This is a genomic window from Actinospineispora eucalypti (assembly GCF_039543365.1).
GTDB lineage: Bacteria > Actinomycetota > Actinomycetes > Mycobacteriales > Pseudonocardiaceae > Pseudonocardia > Pseudonocardia eucalypti.
In genome coordinates this window covers 218,970-238,599 of record NZ_BAABJP010000051.1, presented here as the reverse complement: position 1 = coordinate 238,599, position 19,630 = coordinate 218,970, and the positions used below count along the sequence as shown (strand labels likewise).

The window sequence follows — 19,630 nt, the reverse complement described above, 5'->3', positions numbered from 1 at the left end:
CAATTTCTTGACCGCGCGCGGACCCGTGTCCAGACTTGGTCGACGGCTCGCTCCAGACCTCGGCGATTCGCCTCACTACGAGGAATTGATCGAAGCGCCGGCAGCGTGGTGACCAGCGCCCTTATCTGGAGTCCGGTGGTGTGCATGTCACGTTCCGGTAAGTCCGCCAACCAGTCGATATCCCGCTCGCCGGAGTCTGACGCGGCGGCTACCCAGGACGTTATGACCAGATTCATCGGCTGGTTGGACGGCCGCGAGATCCCGGCGGAGCAGTCCGCGTGCATCCAGCGGGCCGGGGCCCGATTCCTTCGCTGGGCATTTCAACACCACCCCGACGGTGACCCGTTCTACCTGCAAATACAGATCGAGGTGCACGCCTGGGATTACTGGGGCTGGATGCGGGCCAGGCAAGCCTTGACTGGCGAGCTCACCGACGCCGGACGCGCACTGGGCTGGCTATGGCTCTACACCCAAACCACTCACGGCCACCACACCCCAGCCATCGCCGCGCGGGACACATGGCCGAACTAGTCAGGGTCTTGTTCGGCGGGAATCGGCAGACGACCAGCGCCCCTGCCCGTCGCCCGGGAACCGGTGTTGGTGCCCGTCACGTTTCGTCCGCCCCGCCACATCGCGCCCCGATGCCGCCGTTGCGCTGGATGCCACAACGTCGCATCCAGCCAGAAGTGCCCGACGGGTACCTCACCGCTGGCTGCGCGGCCACATTGAGCACCGGCTCTACCTGCGGCGGTGATGGTCTTTGACACCGTGTGGTCGGCGCGTGGGGCGGTGAGCGGCGGTGATCGGAGAGCCCCGGGAGCTGTTGGGTCGCCCCGGCTTGGGCGGGTCCCGTTGCCGCGATGGCCGCAGGAGATGAAGCGCCTTCATAGAGCACTATCGGTCGAGGTGGGCGTTCGGAGGGTGTTCGCGCATCGTGCTCCCGCTGGTGCGGAGGCACGCCGCCTGGAGCGCGCGACTGCTGCGGGCCGCTCGGTGGCCAGGATGTGGCGGTGAGGTGGTGGCCAGCGGCGCCGGTGAGTCTCCTCCAGTGTTCGCCTGGGATGTCGAGGGCGGGCTGAGCGCCGGGTTTGGCGGGGACGATCTGGAGTCCCCGGAGTCCGAGGCGCTGCGCCGGGCGCGTAAGGAAGCGGAATCGACGCTGGACGCGGATTCGGTGCGGGCGTATCTGACCCGGATCGGGAAGGTCGCGCTGCTGACGGCTGAGGCCGAGGTGGCTTTGGCCAGGCGGATCGAGGCTGGTGTGTTCGCCGGGGACCGGCTCGCCGATATCACCGGCGGCGCGGGTGAGGGACCGACCGGTCGGGACGGGTCGGTTGTGCGGTTGCGCCGGGATTTGGGCTGGATTGTGCGTGATGGTGAGCGGGCGATGATCGGGCTGGTGGAGGCCAATTTGCGGTTGGTGGTCTCGGTGGCCCGCCGCTATACCGGTCGGGGGATGCCGTTGCCGGATCTGATCCAGGAGGGCAACTTGGGTTTGATCCGGGCGGTGGAGAAGTTCGACTACGCGAAGGGCTTCAAGTTCTCCACCTACGCGACCTGGTGGATTCGCCAGGCCATGACCCGCGCTTTGGCTCATCAGGCCCGCGCCATCCGTGTGTCGGCGGACATGTTCGAGGCCATGAACATGCTGTTTCGGTTGGAACGGGAGTTGCTCGTTCAGCTGGGCCGCGAGCCCACCACCGGCGAGCTGGCCAGCGGATTGGACATCACCCCGCAGCGGGTGCTGGAGATCCGGGCGGTGGCGCGCGAACCGATCTCGCTGGACCAGACCATCGCCGGTGAGGGCGATACCCGCCTCGGTGAGATCATCGAGGATGGCGGGGCCGTGGTGGCGGTGGACGCGGTCGCGTTCACGCTGTTGCAAGAGCAGTTGTGCTCGGTACTGGCCACCTTGAGCGAGCGGGAGGCCGGAGTGGTTCGGCTGCGCTACGGGCTCACCGACGGCCGGGTGCGCACCCTGGACGAGGTCGGCCGAGTCTACGGAGTGTCCCGCGAACGCATCCGGCAGATCGAATCCAAGGCCATGGGCAAACTGCGCCACCCCGCCCGATCCGAGAAGCTGCGCGGCTACCTCGACGGATAGCGCCCGCGACCCCCGCCCCTCTGCTCCGTCGGCGGGTCGGACCCCGGCTTAGAGTCACGCCTCCCACCCCCAGACCGGGCCAGAAACTATGAAGAGGCCGCCAGAGTCTTGTTACGGTGGATGCATCATTGTTGCGGCTGTTTTGTCGTCCCAGCTGTCCCAGCTCGGTGCCTTCCACAACCTCGGGAACATGCCGGGGTGGAGCAGCCCCACCAGCAAGAATGCGGATCACTCCACCGACCGAAGGTTGTGTCTGTTGCAATATATCCTGCTTAGCTGGTGGACGGTGGGTATTCGAACCATGTCGAATGCTGCCGTTCCGGAGGGCCGTTGTTGAGCGTCTCTCGCCGTGGAGACGTCGCGTCATTGGCTATGGGGACGGGTTTATGGATAACTTGGCGTTGCTCCCGCTTGATCGGCGCCGACACGGTGACTCTGTAGCCGACACGATGACTATGTAGTTGGTGGTGTACCCGGCGATCGGGCTCCCCGCTTGGCTGGGCCGGCATCTCGGTCAGGGCTGGGGTGTTGCGCGGCGTCGCCGGGTCGTGATCGAGCGCAGGGCCGCCCACACGAACAGTGCCGAGGCGGCGGCTGAGTAAATCAGATTGATGCTGACCGCGAGGGTGGGATCGATCCCCAGGGCCAGCAGTTCGCGCGTCTTGGCGGTGTCGAGGGGGTGGGCAAGTTCGAACACCGTGCCCACCACGGCGACTAGTTGACCAGCACATCCGACCAGGCCGATGAGCAACGCCCACCGTGCCCGGCGCAGCGTGCCCACGGCGAGCACGACCAGGCACACGGCCACCGCGATAAACACCAGGGCGGACCCAACGCTGACCCGCCAGGCCGCCAGCGGCGCGGTGAAGCCGGCCATTGCGGCTCCCAGTAGCCACAAGCACGCCAGAGCGACCCGCAGCGGGCGGTGAACAGTACCGGCAAGCACCACGAGGCGAGCGTAGAGCGTGCTGGTGGCCCGAGATCCGGGTAGCGTCCTGGTTTGGTGTGCCGGGAAGTCTGGTCGGCGTCGGGGTTGTTGTGCGTGTGGAAGGCCGAGCCGATGAGCACCAGGCATGATCGTCGCCCGGACCGCGCCACCGGCGGCGGGGCGGTGGTCGGGGTTTGGGGGCGGGGGTTGCATTCCCGTCCGGTGTTGTTGTTCGCTTTCGCGTTCGCGGTGATGGCCGATCCGGTCTCGTCGGTTGCGTATGCCATCGAGGCGGCGCTGCGTGCGTTGGGTGGTGAGCTGGCGCTGCTGGTGCCCACGATGGGGCTGGTGGTGGCGGTGATCGCGGTGGTGGTGGCGAACTACCTGCAGATCGTGGGCCGCTATCCGCGCGGGGGTGGGGCGGCGGCCGCGACGGGGGAGGCGTTCGGTGAGGGTGTCGCGTTCGTGCCGATTGGGGCGTTGATCGTGGACTTCACCTTGACCATCGCCATCTCCTGCGCCGCTGGCGCGTCAGCGCTGATCGCCTATCTACCGGCGCTGGCCGGCTGGCGGGTCGTGCTGGCGCTCGGGTTGGTGGCCGTGGTGGCCGCCGGCACCTGGTTCGGGCATGTCGGTCGGGCGGTGTTCGCGCTGCTCACCACGGGGTTTGTGGTGCTGGCCGCGGCGGTGCTGGTGTTTGGCGCGACCGCCCACCCCACCGCCCACTCCAGCGCGCAGCCCGCCATCCCCGCGACCGCGGCTGGCGTCGCGTCGCACGGCCCGGTGCTGGCGGTAGCGCTGGCTTTCCCGGTGGCGATGGCGCTGGCCACCGGTGTGGAGGCGCCGTCCTCGGCGATCGCGCAGCTCGGCCAGCTCGACGACCCGGGACGGCGGCGGTTCGGGCGGGTCACCTTGTGGGCGACCCTGCTCATCGTCGCCACGCTCACCCTTGGGCTGGCCGCCGAGGCGGCCCGCCTGGGCATCGGCGTGCCCACCGCCGAGAGCACCCAGATCGCCGAGCTGGCCCGCGCGGTCGCCCCCTACGGCGTGTTCGCCGCCTTTCAACTGGTCACCGCGATGCTGCTGCTGTCCGCGGCCAGCTCCTCGTTCGCCGCCGGTCCCGGCCTGCTCAATGCACTGGCCCGGTACCGCCACCGCGACGGGCACCACAGCGGCATCCTGCCCGGCTGGCTCGGGCGCACCAACCACCACCACACCCCCTACTGGGGTGTGGTGGTCTTCGCCCTCACTTCGGCGGCTGTCGTGGTCGCCGCCGGCGGCCTCGACCAGGAACTGGTGTTGTTCTACGCGGTGTCGGTGTTCGTCAGCTTCCTCGCCGGGCTGTGCGCCATGGCCCGCTTCTCCCTCACGGCAAGGTCCTGGTCACAGCTGGCGCTGAACCTGCTCGGCGCGCTCGCGGTCGTGTTCACCCTGGCGGTCAACCTGACCCGCCCGGACGCCGTGGTGTCGCTGACCGCCGCGCTCGCGCTGGCGGCCGGGCTGTACTGGGCGTGGGTGCGCGCCGGACGTCCCCGCGGCGTGCGCGACGCCGTCGCCAACGCAGAAACCGAGACAGAACCGGCAGCGTGACCACCGCCTCTCAGCGGTGCCACGGATACGGGCTACTGGACCTTCTCCGACGGATACCCACCGCTCGTCGGCAGCAAAGCGCCAGGCGTCACCCCATCCAAGCCGGAAACCAGCGCGGCCACCGACGCGCGCCCATTATTCGACGCCACACCGTCAACACTCGGTCCCGCGGGCGCTCCGCTGGCGGGAGGAAGTGCCGCGGCCGAGGCGTCGCCCCCAGCCGAGAGGCCGGACGACGCTCCGCCATCAGCCGGCCCGCCAGCGCTCCCAGCGGCCGGCTCGGGCACGCAGCGCGACCCGAGGCCGGACCTTGTACACCGCCGCCCAGGACAACCCGCATCCCAAATCCCTCAAGGTGGCGTCGATGCGGCCGGCGTCAGGCGTCAGGGTGGATCGCGGCGAACGCCATTTCAGCGGCCGGACTCGACACGGGCACGCTGACGTATCACCTGGACCCGGCCCATCGCCACCTCCGTTGATCGTCAAGGAGAAGCGCGCTGAGCAGAGTGCCAGACCGGTACGACAACTTTGACCAGCCTTAAGCCGGACAGGCATGTTCATCGATGTCTGGGTCCGTATGTGGGCGGAAACCGTGATCGAAACCCGGTACGCGCCGGAGGCCCAGGCCCAGGCGCGGCGTTAGCCGAGCTTGACGGCACATCGCCGGTGACACCGGAGCCACCGTGCATATCGAATTCACTGACAGCGAGTCCGCCGCGGCATGACCGGCGGCATGCTGGCCTCTCGACCTGTCGAGGGTCTGGGTGCGTGAGCCGCGCCGGACACGGTGTCATCGCCGGGGCGCTATCCCCGACGGCGCGTCGCGCAAGGGGAAGCGTTCAAGGTCAAATCGCCCGCGGCGGCGTTGCCCGGCGAGTAGCGTCTACTCGACCAACGCCGCGACGCGCATCCAGACGCGGCACGATCGACAACAGGGGTGGGGATGGGTCGGCCTTCGAGATCGGTGCGGCGGGGACACGCCGTGTCCATCTCGCCCCGTGATCGCCGATAGCCCTGCCCGCGCGTGGATGGAGCGGTGGTTGTACTGGCACGCACGCTCCCGGCTTGCCGCCGTCGAAGCGGGCGTGCGCCGTGACATGCGCCGGGAACGGTTGTCGAGCACGCTCGCCGCACTGAGCGCGTGCGTGCTGGTCGCCCTCGCCTACTTCCACGTCCTGCCCGGATTCCAGAAGCTGATCATGGCGGGAACCTTGATCGCGTGTGGGCTGATCTTCACCCACGGGGGACGATTGTGGGTCGCCCAGGGCCAAGAGGAAATCGTGCGCGAGTGGCGCGAGGCACTCGAAACCGAGGAAGTGGGCGTCGCGCGGTGGATCAACTGCATTCGGCTCCCGGACGGCGGTCTCATCTACCGCGACGCGGGGATGCAAACGCGCCGCTGAGCTTTCCCGCGCTCAGGGCGACACGGCCACCAGTGATGCCGGGTTGTCAGGCAGCGATGCACCAGGCTGCGGCCTGGCCCGCTAACACCGGCGTCGGGTGCCCGCCCCCCGTGTGGCTGGGTGCGAGTGTCCATCGCCGCACGACGCGCATCTGCGCCGGTTGCTCCCGTCGGAAACGTCGCGCGGCAATCCGGCCGGGCACTCACCAGCGCGTCCGGCCCACCGTACCCGGGCGTCGGCGCCGTGCTGGGTGCGATCGCGCATCGGTACCTGAGCGAATGGCACGTACACGAGGGCTTCTCCCAGTCCGCCCTCGCGGCCGAGTACGGCGATACCGAGCTGGCCCGTCGCCTCGCCTCCCTCGCGGCGACCAGCGAGCATGTCTCTTGCACGGTGCGCAGATACCTCACCGATTCCTTGGCCGACGAGACAGGGTGAGCCGACCGTCGAGGATTTGACCGGGTGTTGGTCGGCGTGCGCTGGGCGTGGAAGTGGGCAGGCGTTTCATGGCGCGGGCTCGGCCGGCCCTCGCTGTGCCGCGCGGGTCGCGCCGGATTTACGGGTTAAGCCGCGGGAGGGCTGGTGAGGTGTTGGGTGTGCGGGCGAGCGCGCATACCGCGGTCAGGCGCAGGCTGGTCCAGTCGGCGGCGCGCCAGCGGCTCGGGTGGGGGTGTGGTGGTTGCCAGCCGTGTTCGCGGGCGTGGGTGAGCACGGCGTGGCCGTAGCTGGCTAGCAGGACCACCCCGGCGACCGCGGCCGCTTCCAGCCCGAGTGTGGTGGCGTCGCGTACCGCGGCGGCATGTTGGTCGAGTACGGCGGACAAGCCAGGTACCGCCGCTGCGGCGGTCAGCCCGGCGGCGCCCACCTCGTGGTGGAGCCGGTTGAGCCACCGCCGCGCGGAGAAATGGGTGAAAACCTCAGGACCGGCAGACACGCGCGCGATGCTACCCAACCCTGCGGTTCGACGGCCTGCGCGCCCGCTCAGCCCTCACCCGGCGGGTTTGACGGACCGGGCGTCGGGGCCGCCGACCGCCCAGGTCGCGGCACGTCCTGGCTGCGATAAGGCAGTGCGGGGATGCCCCGAGGGAAGGTTAGGGCGCCAGGCCGGGCCCCCCGCTGGAGGGCTGCTGGGCCGGCCCTGGCGGGGCCGGTGTCGCCGGTTCGTCCGGGGGCCGGTCGGTTCCGTGTTGCGGGGTCTCGGCGCGCGGGTGGGCGCGTTCGGCGTCGCGTTGGCCGCGTTCCCGGGCGAGTTGGGCGTCCTGGCGCACGGTGTCGGCCTGCTGCTGTGCCTTGCGGTAGCCGGTGTGGATGATCTCCGCGGCCACCTCGCGCCCGCCCAGGCCGAACGCCAGCGCCGAGCCCAGGGCGAGGGCGCCGACCAGGGCGATATAGGTGGTGGTCACGATCACAGGGGCGATCCCCAGCTGGGTGAGGATCATGAACACGGCGATCGCCATCACCAGCGCCGGGGCGGCGGTGCGCACCATGCTGCCGGTCGGGGTGTCACCCATCGTGCGGTGGGCCAGGCCGCTGATCGCGCCGGCCACCGCGACCGCCACCAGGAAAATCAGCAGAGCGGCCAGCACGTTGGGCAGGTAGCTCAACACCTGGTTCATGAACCCGGTCAGCGCCGGGATGCTCAGCGTGCTGATCGCCGAGGAGATCACGAACAACATGATCACCCAGAACACCACGCCACCGACCAGCCGAGCGGGGCTGCCGCCCGGGCTGACCTTTTCCACGAACCGCCCCCCCGACGGGGAGGTTAGCCGGCGGTCCAGCTTGGCCCGGCGCAACAGCTTGGTGATCACCACGTTCAAGATCTTGGCGATGATGTAGCCGACCACCAGGACCACGATCGCCCCGAGGATCTGGGGCAGGTAGTTGACGAACGTGGTGAACGCGCTCTGCAGGCTTTGCAGGACGTTGAACCCACCGCCGGTATCGGGCGGTGGGGCGGGGGGTTGAGCAAGTAGCCGCACCATCACAGAAGTCCCTTCACGCCAGACGTGAGTAAAACGCTCTTAGCCGACGGATACCCGCTGTGATGGCCGCTACACATGCCGAACACGCGGGCGACGCCTCGCGGCGACAGACCCCGACCGGCGCACCTGCGCGGGGTCGGGTCTGATCAGGCGGACACGTCGGCGCTCTTACGCCTTGGCGCCCATTCGGCGCGGCACGATCACCGCTCGCCGTGGAGCCCCGGAGCGGGCAAGAAAGGGGGTTGACGGTGGCACGTGCGGGTGCTAAAAAATGCGCCGTCAGTCGGAAAGAGCGATACGGAAGCGCCGCAACGGCGGCGCGACGGTAAGGGAACGAAGGATTGTAGGAGGTCGAGTAACCGTCGAGAAGGAGGTGGTCACCGCGCTGTTTCGGTTGACATCATTCTGGAGACAGGTTCATTCCCTCTGAGTGGGCCGGCCTGGCCATTTCGCTGGGCCGGCCCCTCCTTTTTCCTGTGCAGGCGCATTGCCGGCTCAGCCGAGCTGGTTCAGGCTCCGTCGCCCCCGCGCCCCTGGGGGTTCTGTGACCTTCAGGTGCGCCGGGGGGTTCGGGCTTGCGGCGGGCCGCGTTGCGATCCAGGCGCCGTCAGATGGTGAGCGCTTCGTCGAGGTCGTGGCACACGATGAGCACCTCGTCGCGTTCGGTGATCTGGATCGGGGGCCGGACGCATTGGTTGTGTTCGACCACGATGCGCAGGGGTTCGCGTCGCCGTTTGGCTTGCCGCGCGGCGTGGTCTAGTGCAGTCAGACCGGCTGAGCCCAGGTGCGTCACCCCGCGCAGATCGACGACCACGCGGCGGGCCGCCGCGGCGTGCAGCGCACCGTTCATCGCCGCGGAAAATCGCGGTGCGGTCAACGTGTCGACCGCACCGCGCACCGCCACCACGATCGCGCCGCGTTGCGCGCGCATCTCAACGGTGAGCGGAGGCTCTCCGGACGGAGGACGCCGCACCTCAGCGTGCTCGGACATGACAAGCAGCCTAACCCGCCGATACGAGCCGCGAGCCGAGCATTAGACCAGCAAACCCGAGCGAGCCAGGGTCGGTTTTCCCACGAGCAAGGAGCCGCCCGGTCGGAGCGTCGATCGGGTGTCCGTGCGGTGCCAGGTCCGTCGTCGGCGCCGAGATCTTCGCGCCGCCTCGTCCGGGCCGTCCAGGCCGTCATGAGCACCCGTGCGCCAACGCCCAGCACGATGAGTCCAATACGGTCGCGCTGGCAAGCATGACGGTGTTCATGTTTCGAATGCCCACAATCGGCCGCGTCAAATCCCCCGCTGCATATTCGCGACTATTAAAAGTATTCGTGGCCGCTAGAAATGTGAACCCGATATGCCGCCGGGGCAAAGGGGCAAACCGACGGAACAGCATCATGCGTGTCGCGGCTTCCCTGTAGCCACGTGTTACGGCAAAACGGTCAGGTGGATTGGGCGTACAGCTGGTGCGCGCTCACCGGGTGCGGTAGCGGGGCGGGGCGGCTAGTCATGGTGACCCGGGTGCCGGACGCCGTGGTGTCGATGGCCAGCGAATCGGTGCAGGCCCGCATCAGCCGAAGTCCTCGCCCTCGGTAGCCCGGGTCGGCGGGCGGGGGCCGCCACTGGCCGGCGTCGGCGACCTCGATGCGTATCCGCGGCCCCAGCGGGCTGGGCACGCATTCGGCGGAGACCCGCACCAGGCGGTATCGCTTGCGATGCAGCTGGGTGTAGGCGTGCTCGACCACGTTGGCCGCCGCCTCGTTCAGGGCAAGGATCAGGTCGTCGGCTTCCTCGGCGGGCCAGCGCAGCGCGCGCAACCATTCCCGGAACGCCCGGCGCAGCGTCGATGGTGTCTCCGGTTGCGCCCGCATTACCCGCGTGAACTGTGCTGCCATTCCCGCCGCACCCCCCACAACCGATCACTCTCGGCGATCTGCCGTGTCTGTGGGGTACCCGGCTTTCACTCACGGTAACCCCGGTTGTGGTCAGAGAGTGAGTGCCTGCTCGAGGGTGTGGCACAGCATGAGCACGTCATGGAGGTCGGTGATCTGGATCGGGCGGACCACCGGGCGGTTGTGATCGACCACGATCCGCAGGGGCCCGTGTCGCTGCTCGGCGTGGCGGGTCGCGGCCACCAGCGCGGCCAAGCCGGCCGAATCGAGGAAGGTCACCCCCAGCAGGTCGACCACCACGCGCCGGCCCGCCGCGCGCCGCAGCACCCGGTCCAGGGCCGCTTGCAGGCGCGGAGCGGTCCACATGTCGACCTCACCGCGCACGGTGGCCACGACCGCTTCGCCCCGGCTATCCGGGCTGGGCACGGTGCGGACAGCCACAGTGAGCAGCTGCTGCTCCCCGGAAGGTGGGTCCGCCTCGTGGGTCGACATGAACTGACCATAGTCGGGCGGGCGGATCACGAGGTGAAATGTCGCTCAAGATTGTGCCGAGGAAGCGGCACGTGTCTCCTCACAACCTGGGCACCAGCCCGTTTTCCGTCCCGGTCGTGTTTCGTTTCGTGTCGGCCGGGTATTCACCGTCACATGGAGGGCCGACGAGTACAGCGTGAGCGGGTGTCGGCCGCCGTGGTGGTCGCGCGGCTGCTGGACCGGCCCGGACTGCGCCATCTCACCGAACTCGCCCACGCCATCCAGACCGGCAGCGGCAACGCGCAATCCCGCGGGCCTGGCGGATCGGGCCTGCCAGTGCCTGGCGTGCATCCCAGCGGCGCGCCCGGCTAGCCCGGTTCCCCCGGCGACAGGCGGCGTGCCGTCCACGCGCTCGGTCCCGCGCCGCCTGGCGATGGATCGGCGTTCCCGCGACGGGTTGTTCCACGGTGCCGGTTATGCCCCATTCTTGCTCCCCATATGACGGAGGCCGACGCGAATGGCCCACAGTGATCCCGCCCGCTCCCTTGCCCCCGTCTGGCGCTGTTGGATGGCCGCTGGGGCCGGGCTCGGCGTTTCGCTGCTCGCGCCGGTGGCTGGGGTGGCCGCACCGGCATGGGCGGGCGTGCCGGGAGCCGCGCCGTCGCTGGCGGGCGGTCTCCCCCCGCGTTCCGCTGGCGGGATGGACTGCACCAGCGGCGCGGACGATGACGACGACGATGAAGATCTCGTGGAGGCCCTCACCCGCGCCGAGCCCGGCGACCTTGTGTGCGTGCCTCTCGACTACGACGAGACCCGCGAGGACGAGAGCGACGAGGCCGACGAACATTTCCAGGACACCGACGAGGAGGACCCGGCCGGGCACGCCGGTTCACGGCACCGCCCGCGCGGGCAGGGTGCGGCGGACCAGCCCGCCCACCACGACCATGAGCAGGATCAGTATCGGGGGCGACACCACCTCGGCGGCAACTCCGATCACATGGCCATGGGCGAGCCTGGGCAGCGAGCAATGACCAGCGGCGAACGGCAGTATCGCAGCGGCTGCCGACACGGCTACATTGCCGAGGACTGCGAGCGGTTCAGCACCCGGGGCCTTTTACGGCTGGGCATCAACCCCAACTCTTAGACCAAGGCCAGATCGCCAGCGACACCCGATATAGACAGCGATTTGCTACGCCGCGACCTAGCCCGTGAACAGTTCACCGTTGCTCAGGTTGAACCGAACGTAGTTTGTGCCGGTGATCTCGGGCGGTCGGCGACCTGTAGCGACCGCAGGATGATCGGCCCGTTGGCCACGAGCTGGAGATCGGGGCAGGTTGGCCGCGTTCACCAGGACCGCGAGTCCTAGGCTGGCCAGGAAACAAACCTCCGTCAGGTCGATGACGATCCGGTCGGTTGGCGGCGGACCTGTTCGGCGATCACCTGCTCCAACCCGCCGATGCTGACCAGGTCGACCTCTCCCCGCACCGCGACCACCACGACGCCCAGTGCCGGGTGTTGCACGCCGACGGCATCGGAGGCGTTCGGCCGCTCGACCATGGGTTAGCGGCCCGAGGCGCCGATCCCGCGGTGCTACTCGGTTCCGGCGGCGGCGTTATCGGCATCTCGGATGCAGGTTTCAGACACGACACTCTCCAAAGACTGGGACACGGCGCGCCGCTGGCACACGTCGCCAGAGCGCGTAGCGATTGGTGACGAAGACGAGAACCTTGCGGGTTTCGGACTCGCGGGATGTCTGAGCGATGTCTGAGCTAGCTGAGTGTGACTCGGCTCTCACATGCGGTCAACCAAAATGGCGGCCTGGACTCCAGCCGTCAGGCCATCATCGGGACATCGAACCCGCCCCGACACAGCCCATCCCCCTAGGTGCAGCCCGATCCGATGATCGCCATAGGCCCGATCACTTGACGAGCCACTGTCCGCACTGCTAGCCGCCGACGGAGGGGAGGTGGCACGTAGCCGTTGCTGCTACGGCCGCGTTGTCGAGGGTGCTGTGTGGGTGGTTAGCGGGTGGTTCGGAGTTGGTCGTTGCCGAGCCAGCCTTGGCTGGCGACGCCGAGTTGGTAGGGGACGTTGATCACGATGACGCCGGGGGTGAACAGGAGGCGGGCTTTGATGCGTAGGGCGCTTTGGTTGTGGAGCAGGGTTTGCCACCAGCGGGTGGTGACGTATTCGGGGATGTAGACGGCGATGACCGCGCGTGGTTGGTCTCGGCGGAGGCGTCGGATGTAGTCGAGTAGTGGTCGGAGTAGGTCGCGGTAGGGGGCTTCGAGCACTTTGAGTGGCACGGTGATCTCGTGTTGTTCCCAGGTTCGCCGTAGTTCGCGGGTTTCTTCGTCGTCGGTGGCCAGGGTGAGGGCTTCGAGGACGTCGGGGCGGGTGGCTTTGGCGAAGGCGAGCGCGCGTAGGGCGGGTTTGTGGAGTCGGGAGATCAGGACCACGGCGTGCACGCTGGCGGGCAGGGTGAGCGGTGTTTGGTCTGGTGCGACCTCGGCGCTGACTCGGGCGTAGTAGCGGTTGATGGCGCGCATGAGGAAGAACAGCACGATCATCGCGGCGACCGCGAGCCAGGCGCCGTGCTCGATCTTGGTGGCGAACACGACGACGAGCACGACGGCGGTGACGAGGGCGCCGACCAGGTTGGTCGCTTGGGCGCGGCGGATGCGGCGACGCTGGCGCGGGTCTGGCCCGGTGGCCAGCTCGCGGTGCCAGTGTTTGACCATGCCGAACTGGCTGAGGGTGAAGCTGGTGAACACGCCGAGGATGTAGAGCTGGATCAGCTTGTCGATGTTGGCGTCGAAGCCGATGATCAGCGCGGCGGCGGCCGCGGCGAGTAGCAGGATGCCGTTGGAGAACACCAGCCGGTCGCCCCGGTTGTGCAGCTGGCGGGGCAGGTAGCGGTTGCGGCCGAGGATCGAGGCCAGCACCGGGAAGCCGTTGAACGCGGTGTTCGCGGCGAGTACCAGGATGGCGGCGGTGGCGGCCTGGTACAGGTAGAACAGTGGTGAGCCGGCGCCGAACACGCTGCCCGCGATCTGGGAGATGACCGAGGGGTTGCCGTCCGGGTTGGCGTGGGCGTGCAGCGTGACGGCGAGTGCGGTGATCCCGCCGAACATGACGATCGCGATGGCGCCCATCGCGCTCAGGGTGAGCGCCGCGTTGCGGCTTTTGGGTTTGCGGAACGCGGGCACCCCGTTGCTGATCGCCTCCACCCCGGTCAGCGCGGTGCAGCCGGACGCGAACGCGCGCAGCAGCAGGAGCAGGGTGAATATGCCGCCGAACGCGGTGGTCGGGGGCAGCGGCTGGGCGGCGGTCTCGGCTGGTGGCAGCGTGCCGCCGAGGCCCCGGATGGCGCCGATGAGGAACATCAGCAGGGTGAGGCCGATGAAGCCGTAGGTGGGTACCGCGAACACCCGCCCGGATTCCTTGGTGCCGCGCAGGTTGGCCAGGGCGAGCACCAGCACGAACGCGACCGACAACGCGACCGCGTGGGGTGCCAGCGACCGCAGCGCGGAGGTGATGGCGACCACCCCGGACACGATCGACACCGCCACTGTCATCACGTAGTCGACCAGCAGCGCGCTCGCGGCCACCAGCGCCGCCGACTCGCCGAGGTTGTCCCGGCTGACCACGAACGCACCACCGCCGTTGGGGTAGGCGTAGCAGGTCTGCCGGTAGGAGGTGACCACCACGATCAGCAGCGCGGCCACCGCGACACCGACCCACGGGGTCAGCCGCAGCGCCGCCACCCCACCGGCGGCGAGCGCCAGCACGATCTGCTCGGTCGCGTACGCCACCGACGAGATGGGGTCGCTGCAGAACACCGGCAGCGCCAACCGTTTCGGCAGCAGCGTCTCACCGAGCCGGGCACTGCGCAGCGGCCGGCCCACCAGTAATCGCTTGACAACCTCGAACACGGGTAGAGCGTGACGACCCGCCCCACACCCGGCCAATCTCTTGACGGGTTCTTAACGCCCCCATCCCGGCTCCGTCGGCGTGACCGGCTCGATCGCGGCTACAGGTCGATCGTGTCGGGTGCGTTGGTGGTGTGGGTGGCCAGCGCGGCGCCCACCTGATCCGCGAGCGCGGCCGCGACCCGCAATTGCTGACGGGATGGCCGGACCACGCTCGTGGCCGCGGTGAGGAGGAACCGGCCGTGCACCACGCCCCGGCTTCGGGCCACGAGTGCGATCTCGGTGTCGGTGGGCAACCCGAGCCGGGCGACATCGATGCGGTGCCCGTTGTAGCTGACGGTTCCGTCCTCGTCGATGCTGGCCAGCGCCGAGCCGTTGCCCGGATCGAACCGGCAGCGGTCGACCTGAAGCAGATCCGCCACCTGATCGCAAACGTGGCCGATCAACGTATCGACCGAAGACCGGCCAGCGCCGACAGCGGCGGCCGTCCTCAACACGCCGTCCAGGTACCCCTGCTCCCGGCTGGCCCGGGCTTGCTGGCGGCGGCCCCACAACGCGACCTCGGTGACCGCGGCGCCAACCAGCATGAGCAGCACCGCGGTCTCGATGTCGGCCCGTTTGGTGATCGCGAACCGGTCGTAAGGCTCAGTGAGGAAGTAATCGAACCAGGCCGCGCTCGATAACGCCGCGAGCAGCCCAGCCGACCGAACCCCGGTCGAGGCCGCCGCGACGATCACCAGCACCAAAACCAGCGCGGCGTTGGTATTCGCCACACTGTCACGAAACAGGCTCAGCACCGCCGAGACCGCCAACGGCCCCAGGAACGCACTACCAACAACCCACCGCCGGTAGGCCGTCGACCACAAACCCAGGCTCCCACCCTGCACGCCCATACCACCCAGTGTGCGCCCCACCGGCCCAACCCGGGCCCCAACCAACCGTTAAAAACCCGTATCCATGGACCCCGCCCGGACGGCACATTTCCCGGCCCAGTGGCGGACCCCTCACCCAGTGACACCACCACCGGTCGGCCATCCGGCGTGGCTGCGGTCCCCACAGGCTGGGCGATATACCGGCACCGGCGACAGGAGGGCTCGAAGCGCCAGAAACCTGTTGTATCGGACGCATCATCGTTGCATCGACTGAGAAGTCCCTGGTCGGCCCTTCTCCACTCGGCACGCGGCTCGGTCGCGCACTGGCTCTACCAGCAGAGACACTCATGCTCGACCCCGAACGCCGTTGCACCTGATGCAATAAATCCTGTTTCGCTGGCCGGGTCGCGCCCACGTAGTCCCTGGTCGGGAGAGGCACCTCTTCCACGAGCTTGCCGCGGTCGGGAGCGTGCACGACCTTGCCGTTGCCGGCGAACAGGGCAACATGAGTGATCTTTGGTGCGCCGGGTGCACGGTAGAACACGAGGTCGCCCGGCTGTAGGCCTTGGTCGGTTGGGAGGACTGGTCCGGAGCGGTACTGGGTGTCGGCGGTGCGGGGCAGGGCGATACCGGCCGCCTGGTAGGCAGCGTGGGTGAGTCCGGAACAGTCGAACCCGGCTTGCCCGGCCTCCGGTCCGTTGCCTCCCCACTGGTACGGCAGGCCGAGCTGCTGGCGGGCGTACGCGATCGCGGCGGCGGCCGCGGGCGACGTGCCGGGGGCGGGTGTGCTCGGGTCGGCGCCGGGCGCGGGTGGCGCTGCCTGGTCCGGTTGCTGTGGGGGGCTGGCCGCGGCGGCCGCGTAGCGGTGTGCCTGTTCGAGTACTTGGGCGACGTATCGGTTGTCGTGATTGTAGTTCCAGATCGCGGCGGACAGGTTCCGTCCGTCGCGGGCGCCGTTGTCACAGAGTAGGAATGCGGCGGCGTGGACGGCGTCGCTGGGGTTGTACGGCGACGGCGGGGACGCACCGCCGGCCGGTAGGGGGTGTTTCGCGGTGACCGCGTCGAACGTGGGTTGGAGAAACTGCATCGGCCCGCGTGCGCCAGACGCATTTTGTGAGGAGTGGACCCCGGGGAGGTTCGACCGGCCGTGGTCCGTCTCGATCTTGCCGATCGCGGCGAGGATCGACCAGTCCAGCCCTGGGCAGTTCGCGGCCGCCTGGGTGTAGAGGGTCAGGTAGTCGGCCGGGATGTCCGCCACCGGCCCGGGGACCCCGGGGGCCGGCCCGCCCGCCGGGGTGTCGCTTGTCGAGCTGTTGAACGGGTTGAGCGAGCCGATCAACACCACAAGCACGGAGACCACCCCGAGGAACCCGGCCAGGGGGATCAGCACGATCGCGACGATCTTCCCGATCATGGCGACCACGGGTGGTCGGGCGGGCCGGCCGGGGTGTGGTGCTCGGCGCCGCTGCCGTACTCGGCGAGCTGCGCCGGGTCTGTGGTGATCAAGGAATCTTCGACCGGACTGGCCACGATCCGCACGGCTACCCGGCGGGTGGCCGTGATGAGCAGCGCCTCACCCACGCCCGCGCGCAGCAGGAACGCTTGCTCTCCGGCGGTGAGCGCGTAGACCCGGGCAAGTTCATCGATGGTTTGCGGTTGCTGACGGGTCAAGATCGTGGTGGCGGCGTTGGTGAGGATCGCCGCGCCGAGTTCGCTGGCCAACGCGTCGCCCACGTGCTGAGTGATGAACCGGAGCGCACCCCACCGTTTGCGGTTGCTGCGCACCATCGCGGCGATGAACTGTTGCGCGATCGGCTGGGTGAGGAACCGCCACGCCTCGTCGATCACCACGATCCGCGGGCGGCGCTGGGTGGGGTTGTCGAGTTGTCGCCAGATGTGGTCCAGCACGACCAGGGTCGCCGGCCCGCGTAGTTCGTCGGGTAGCTCGCGCAGCGACCAGGACACGAGCTGCCCGGCCGGTTCGGTCGTGGTCGGGCCGTTGAACAGGCCCGACCACGCCCCCACGGTGTAGGGGCCCAGCTGAGTTGCTAGTTCCGGCCCGGCCGGGTCGGGGTGGTCGGCGAGGGTGGCGGCGAGATCGGCCAGGATCGACGCCGGCCGCCCCCAGGTGGCCGGGTCGGCGGTGATTCCGGCGCGGCTGTAGGTGTGGGTGATCGCCTCGTCGAGTACCGCCCGGGTGGACGGGTCGATCTCCCGGTCGAGTAGTACCGCGACGAACGTGTGTAGGAACAGGGCACGGCGGCGCAGCGCGTCGGGCTGGGCGTGGCCCAGGTCGAACGGGTTGATCCGTACACCGGGTGCGCCGACCCGTACGACCGCCCCGCCTACGGCGTGGGTGAGCTGGGTGTATTCGTCCTCGGGGTCGACCGCGATGGCTTGGATGCGGTGGCCGGCGACATCCCGATACAGCGACCGCAACAGGGTCGCCTTGTTCAGATACGACTTCCCGAACCCGCTCGGCCCGAGGATGACGGTGTTGTAGTTCTCTGCGGTGAACTCGTCGTGGAAGATCAGGCCGTTGGTGTCCAGGGCGAACCCGTGGAACACCCCGTCCGGCGCGGCGTCCGAGGTCGGGTCGGGTCCGGGTAGCTCGTCGGAGGCGAACGGGAACGCGGCCGCGATTGGGTCGGTGTCCATCACCCGGTGCACCCGGACCTGCTCCAGCGCGAACGGCAGGCACGCCTGCCAGCCGTCGAGCTGCCGGTAGGACACGGGGCGCACGTCGAGCATGAGCGAGGCAGCTAGCCGGCGTACCGCCTCCACCTCATCGGCGAGGGCCTCGATGTCGGTGGCGTGCACGGCGAGGTAGATCCCGACCGTGTAGAGGCGTGCTTCGGCGCGGGCGATGCGTGCGGCGAGTTCGGCCGCGCCGTCGTCGGCGGCTTCCCATAGGGGGTCGGGGATGCGGCCGGTGCGGGCGTCGTGGTCGAGGTCGGCGACCAGCCGGGCCCGGCGGCGTTTCAACCGCTCCGCGGCGGTGATCGGGTCCACCGGCCCGATGTGCATGCTCACGTCCAGCCGGCCCGGATGGTTGAGCAGCGGGGCCAGCCAACCGGGGTAGGCCATCGCCGGATACCCGGTGACCGCGAGCACGGAGATCACGCCGTCTCCGGCGCGGATCACCCGGGCGCCCAGGGCGAGCCCGTCGGGCGTGAACAGACCGGCCGTGGTGCCGGTAGCGGCCGGGGCGCCGGCCGTGCCCGGCCCGGCGGGCAGCGCACCGGGCGCCATCCCGATCGGGCCTGCCGCGGCGCCGGGCGCCGGCCCGGCGGCTGCCCGGCGGGTAAGGCGCCGCAGGATCGACTCGGGGATCACTGCCGCTCCCCGGGTAGCAACGGGTGCCCACCGTGGTCGGCACCCGGCGGACGCCCGGCCGCCACCACCGCGCCCACCCCGTCCAGCTCGGCGCTGTACCGACCGGCGCCGTACAGCTCGGCGGGGTTAGTGCCGCCGGGGTGTGCGGTGGTGGGCTGGTGGGGGCGGCACGCGGCGTAGAGCACCGCTTCGGCCTGGTGGGCGTCCAGCGCGGTCACGGCGAGCCCGGCGGGGGCGAGCAACGCGGCGGCGTCGGCGAGCTGTCGGCCGAGCCGGTTCAGCGCCGCCCGGTCACGGCGGGCCTGGCTGGCGGCGCTGGTGGCCGGGGTGGGCGGGTTGGGCTCGCGGAACACGAGGACGATCTGTCGGCGCAACAGGGTGTGCTCGGCGGCGAGCTGGGCAAGGTGATCGGCATGATCGGCCGCGGCGGCCGCAAGCGCCGGCTGCACGTGCCCGGTTGTGGTGGCGAACGTGTCGAGTCGGGCGATGTGGCCGGACAGGTCCAAGGGTGTGGCCCGCACCAGCAGATGCATCGGGGTGGCCAGCGAGTTCAGATAGCGCGCGAACGTGGCGACCAGCGCGGCCTGTTCGTGCTCGCTGCGCAGCGACCACGACACGGTAGAGACCACCGCGGCCGCGCCCATCCCGTGCGTGCCCAGGTCGACCACCCCGAACCCGCCGGCCTGGGCCACTTCGCGGGCGGCGAGCGTGACCGGCCGGGACGGGCGGCGTAGCCGGGTCCACCAGCCGCCGCGCCCGACCCGGCCCGGGTCCGCCTGCCCCACCTCAACCGCGCCCGCCCGGGTGTCCGGCTTGGCCTCGGCAAGGGCGCGCGTCGTGGTCAGGTGGATCACGGCGGCGAGTAGGTAGCGGTCGAGTGTGACCCCGTCCCTGCGGACCAGCGCCAACGCGAGCGCCACCACGATCACCGGCACAGCCACAACCGCGAACGCCCACAACGGCAACAGGTCGCGGGTGGCGGTGTAGGCGAGGTAGAGCAGGATGACCGCGCCCAACAGGATGATCACCTGCCGGCCGTTCAGATCAGCGACGATCTTGTCTTCCAAATCGATGTTCGCGGGGATCGGGACAGGCTCAGAACGTTGATCCATCGGGGCACCTCAC

18 protein-coding genes are annotated in these 19,630 nt (G+C 69.3%); 6 read left to right on the top strand and 12 right to left on the bottom strand.

Annotated elements, in window-relative coordinates; genetic code table 11:
* Window positions 1-222 precede the first annotated feature (222 nt).
* Window positions 223-531 (top strand): hypothetical protein, encoded by a 309-nt coding sequence (locus tag ABEB12_RS35805; protein ID WP_185065240.1) that lies wholly within the window; start codon window positions 223-225, stop codon window positions 529-531.
* 487 nt (window positions 532-1,018) lie between these two features.
* A complete protein-coding gene (locus ABEB12_RS35800; protein WP_425572305.1) occupies window positions 1,019-2,104 on the top strand; it encodes an RNA polymerase sigma factor in 1,086 nt (361 codons plus the stop codon).
* 514 nt (window positions 2,105-2,618) lie between these two features.
* Here ABEB12_RS35800 and ABEB12_RS35795 read toward each other — a convergent pair.
* The gene (locus tag ABEB12_RS35795) at window positions 2,619-2,981 is read right to left on the bottom strand and encodes a hypothetical protein (protein WP_185065239.1); all 363 of its coding nucleotides are present in this window, start codon (window positions 2,979-2,981) and stop codon (window positions 2,619-2,621) included.
* A gap of 183 nt (window positions 2,982-3,164) precedes the next feature.
* Between ABEB12_RS35795 and ABEB12_RS35790 the strand changes: the two genes are divergently transcribed.
* Window positions 3,165-4,622, top strand: coding sequence for an amino acid permease (locus tag ABEB12_RS35790; protein WP_185065238.1), 1,458 nt, complete (start codon window positions 3,165-3,167; stop codon window positions 4,620-4,622).
* Between the two features lie 998 nt (window positions 4,623-5,620).
* Window positions 5,621-6,025: a hypothetical protein gene (locus ABEB12_RS35785; protein WP_185065237.1), complete on the top strand. Its 405-nt coding sequence runs from the start codon at window positions 5,621-5,623 to the stop codon at window positions 6,023-6,025.
* A 556-nt stretch (window positions 6,026-6,581) separates the two neighbouring features.
* Here the strand turns inward: ABEB12_RS35785 and ABEB12_RS35780 are convergent.
* The 5 genes from ABEB12_RS35780 to ABEB12_RS35760 all read right to left on the bottom strand — a co-directional run bounded on the left by ABEB12_RS35780 (window position 6,582) and on the right by ABEB12_RS35760 (window position 10,386).
* Entirely contained in the window at window positions 6,582-6,959 is a 378-nt protein-coding gene (locus ABEB12_RS35780) for a DUF6401 family natural product biosynthesis protein (protein WP_185065236.1), read from the bottom strand.
* A 157-nt stretch (window positions 6,960-7,116) separates the two neighbouring features.
* Window positions 7,117-8,010 (bottom strand): mechanosensitive ion channel family protein, encoded by an 894-nt coding sequence (locus ABEB12_RS35775; protein ID WP_185065235.1) that lies wholly within the window; start codon window positions 8,008-8,010, stop codon window positions 7,117-7,119.
* Window positions 8,011-8,617: 607 nt separating this feature from the next.
* Window positions 8,618-9,001, bottom strand: coding sequence for an STAS domain-containing protein (locus ABEB12_RS35770; RefSeq protein ID WP_185065234.1), 384 nt, complete (start codon window positions 8,999-9,001; stop codon window positions 8,618-8,620).
* A gap of 443 nt (window positions 9,002-9,444) precedes the next feature.
* A complete protein-coding gene (locus ABEB12_RS35765) occupies window positions 9,445-9,897 on the bottom strand; it encodes an ATP-binding protein (RefSeq protein ID WP_185065233.1) in 453 nt (150 codons plus the stop codon).
* 90 nt (window positions 9,898-9,987) lie between these two features.
* Window positions 9,988-10,386 (bottom strand): anti-sigma factor antagonist, encoded by a 399-nt coding sequence (locus ABEB12_RS35760; RefSeq protein ID WP_185065232.1) that lies wholly within the window; start codon window positions 10,384-10,386, stop codon window positions 9,988-9,990.
* 183 nt (window positions 10,387-10,569) lie between these two features.
* Between ABEB12_RS35760 and ABEB12_RS35755 the strand changes: the two genes are divergently transcribed.
* Both ABEB12_RS35755 and ABEB12_RS35750 read left to right on the top strand, forming a co-directional pair.
* Entirely contained in the window at window positions 10,570-10,737 is a 168-nt protein-coding gene (locus tag ABEB12_RS35755; protein WP_185065231.1) for a hypothetical protein, read from the top strand.
* A 328-nt stretch (window positions 10,738-11,065) separates the two neighbouring features.
* Window positions 11,066-11,509 (top strand): hypothetical protein, encoded by a 444-nt coding sequence (locus tag ABEB12_RS35750; RefSeq protein WP_345703430.1) that lies wholly within the window; start codon window positions 11,066-11,068, stop codon window positions 11,507-11,509.
* A 245-nt stretch (window positions 11,510-11,754) separates the two neighbouring features.
* Here ABEB12_RS35750 and ABEB12_RS35745 read toward each other — a convergent pair whose 3' ends face one another.
* The 6 genes from ABEB12_RS35745 to ABEB12_RS35720 form a co-directional block, all read right to left on the bottom strand.
* Complete coding sequence (locus tag ABEB12_RS35745; RefSeq protein ID WP_185065229.1) at window positions 11,755-11,922, bottom strand: hypothetical protein; 168 nt, start codon at window positions 11,920-11,922, stop codon at window positions 11,755-11,757.
* Between the two features lie 464 nt (window positions 11,923-12,386).
* Window positions 12,387-14,300 (bottom strand): amino acid permease, encoded by a 1,914-nt coding sequence (locus ABEB12_RS35740; protein ID WP_185065228.1) that lies wholly within the window; start codon window positions 14,298-14,300, stop codon window positions 12,387-12,389.
* Between the two features lie 98 nt (window positions 14,301-14,398).
* Window positions 14,399-15,190: a DUF4118 domain-containing protein gene (locus tag ABEB12_RS35735; RefSeq protein ID WP_185065227.1), complete on the bottom strand. Its 792-nt coding sequence runs from the start codon at window positions 15,188-15,190 to the stop codon at window positions 14,399-14,401.
* Entirely contained in the window at window positions 15,126-16,583 is a 1,458-nt protein-coding gene (locus tag ABEB12_RS35730; RefSeq protein WP_185065226.1) for an NlpC/P60 family protein, read from the bottom strand. Before ABEB12_RS35730 ends, ABEB12_RS35735 begins: the two co-directional genes overlap by 65 nt.
* A complete protein-coding gene (locus ABEB12_RS35725; protein ID WP_185065225.1) occupies window positions 16,580-18,505 on the bottom strand; it encodes a TraG/VirB4 family ATPase in 1,926 nt (641 codons plus the stop codon). The genes ABEB12_RS35730 and ABEB12_RS35725 overlap by 4 nt, the downstream gene beginning before the upstream one ends.
* A complete protein-coding gene (locus tag ABEB12_RS35720; RefSeq protein WP_185065224.1) occupies window positions 18,502-19,617 on the bottom strand; it encodes a PrgI family mobile element protein in 1,116 nt (371 codons plus the stop codon). The genes ABEB12_RS35725 and ABEB12_RS35720 overlap by 4 nt, the downstream gene beginning before the upstream one ends.
* Window positions 19,618-19,630 lie beyond the last annotated feature (13 nt).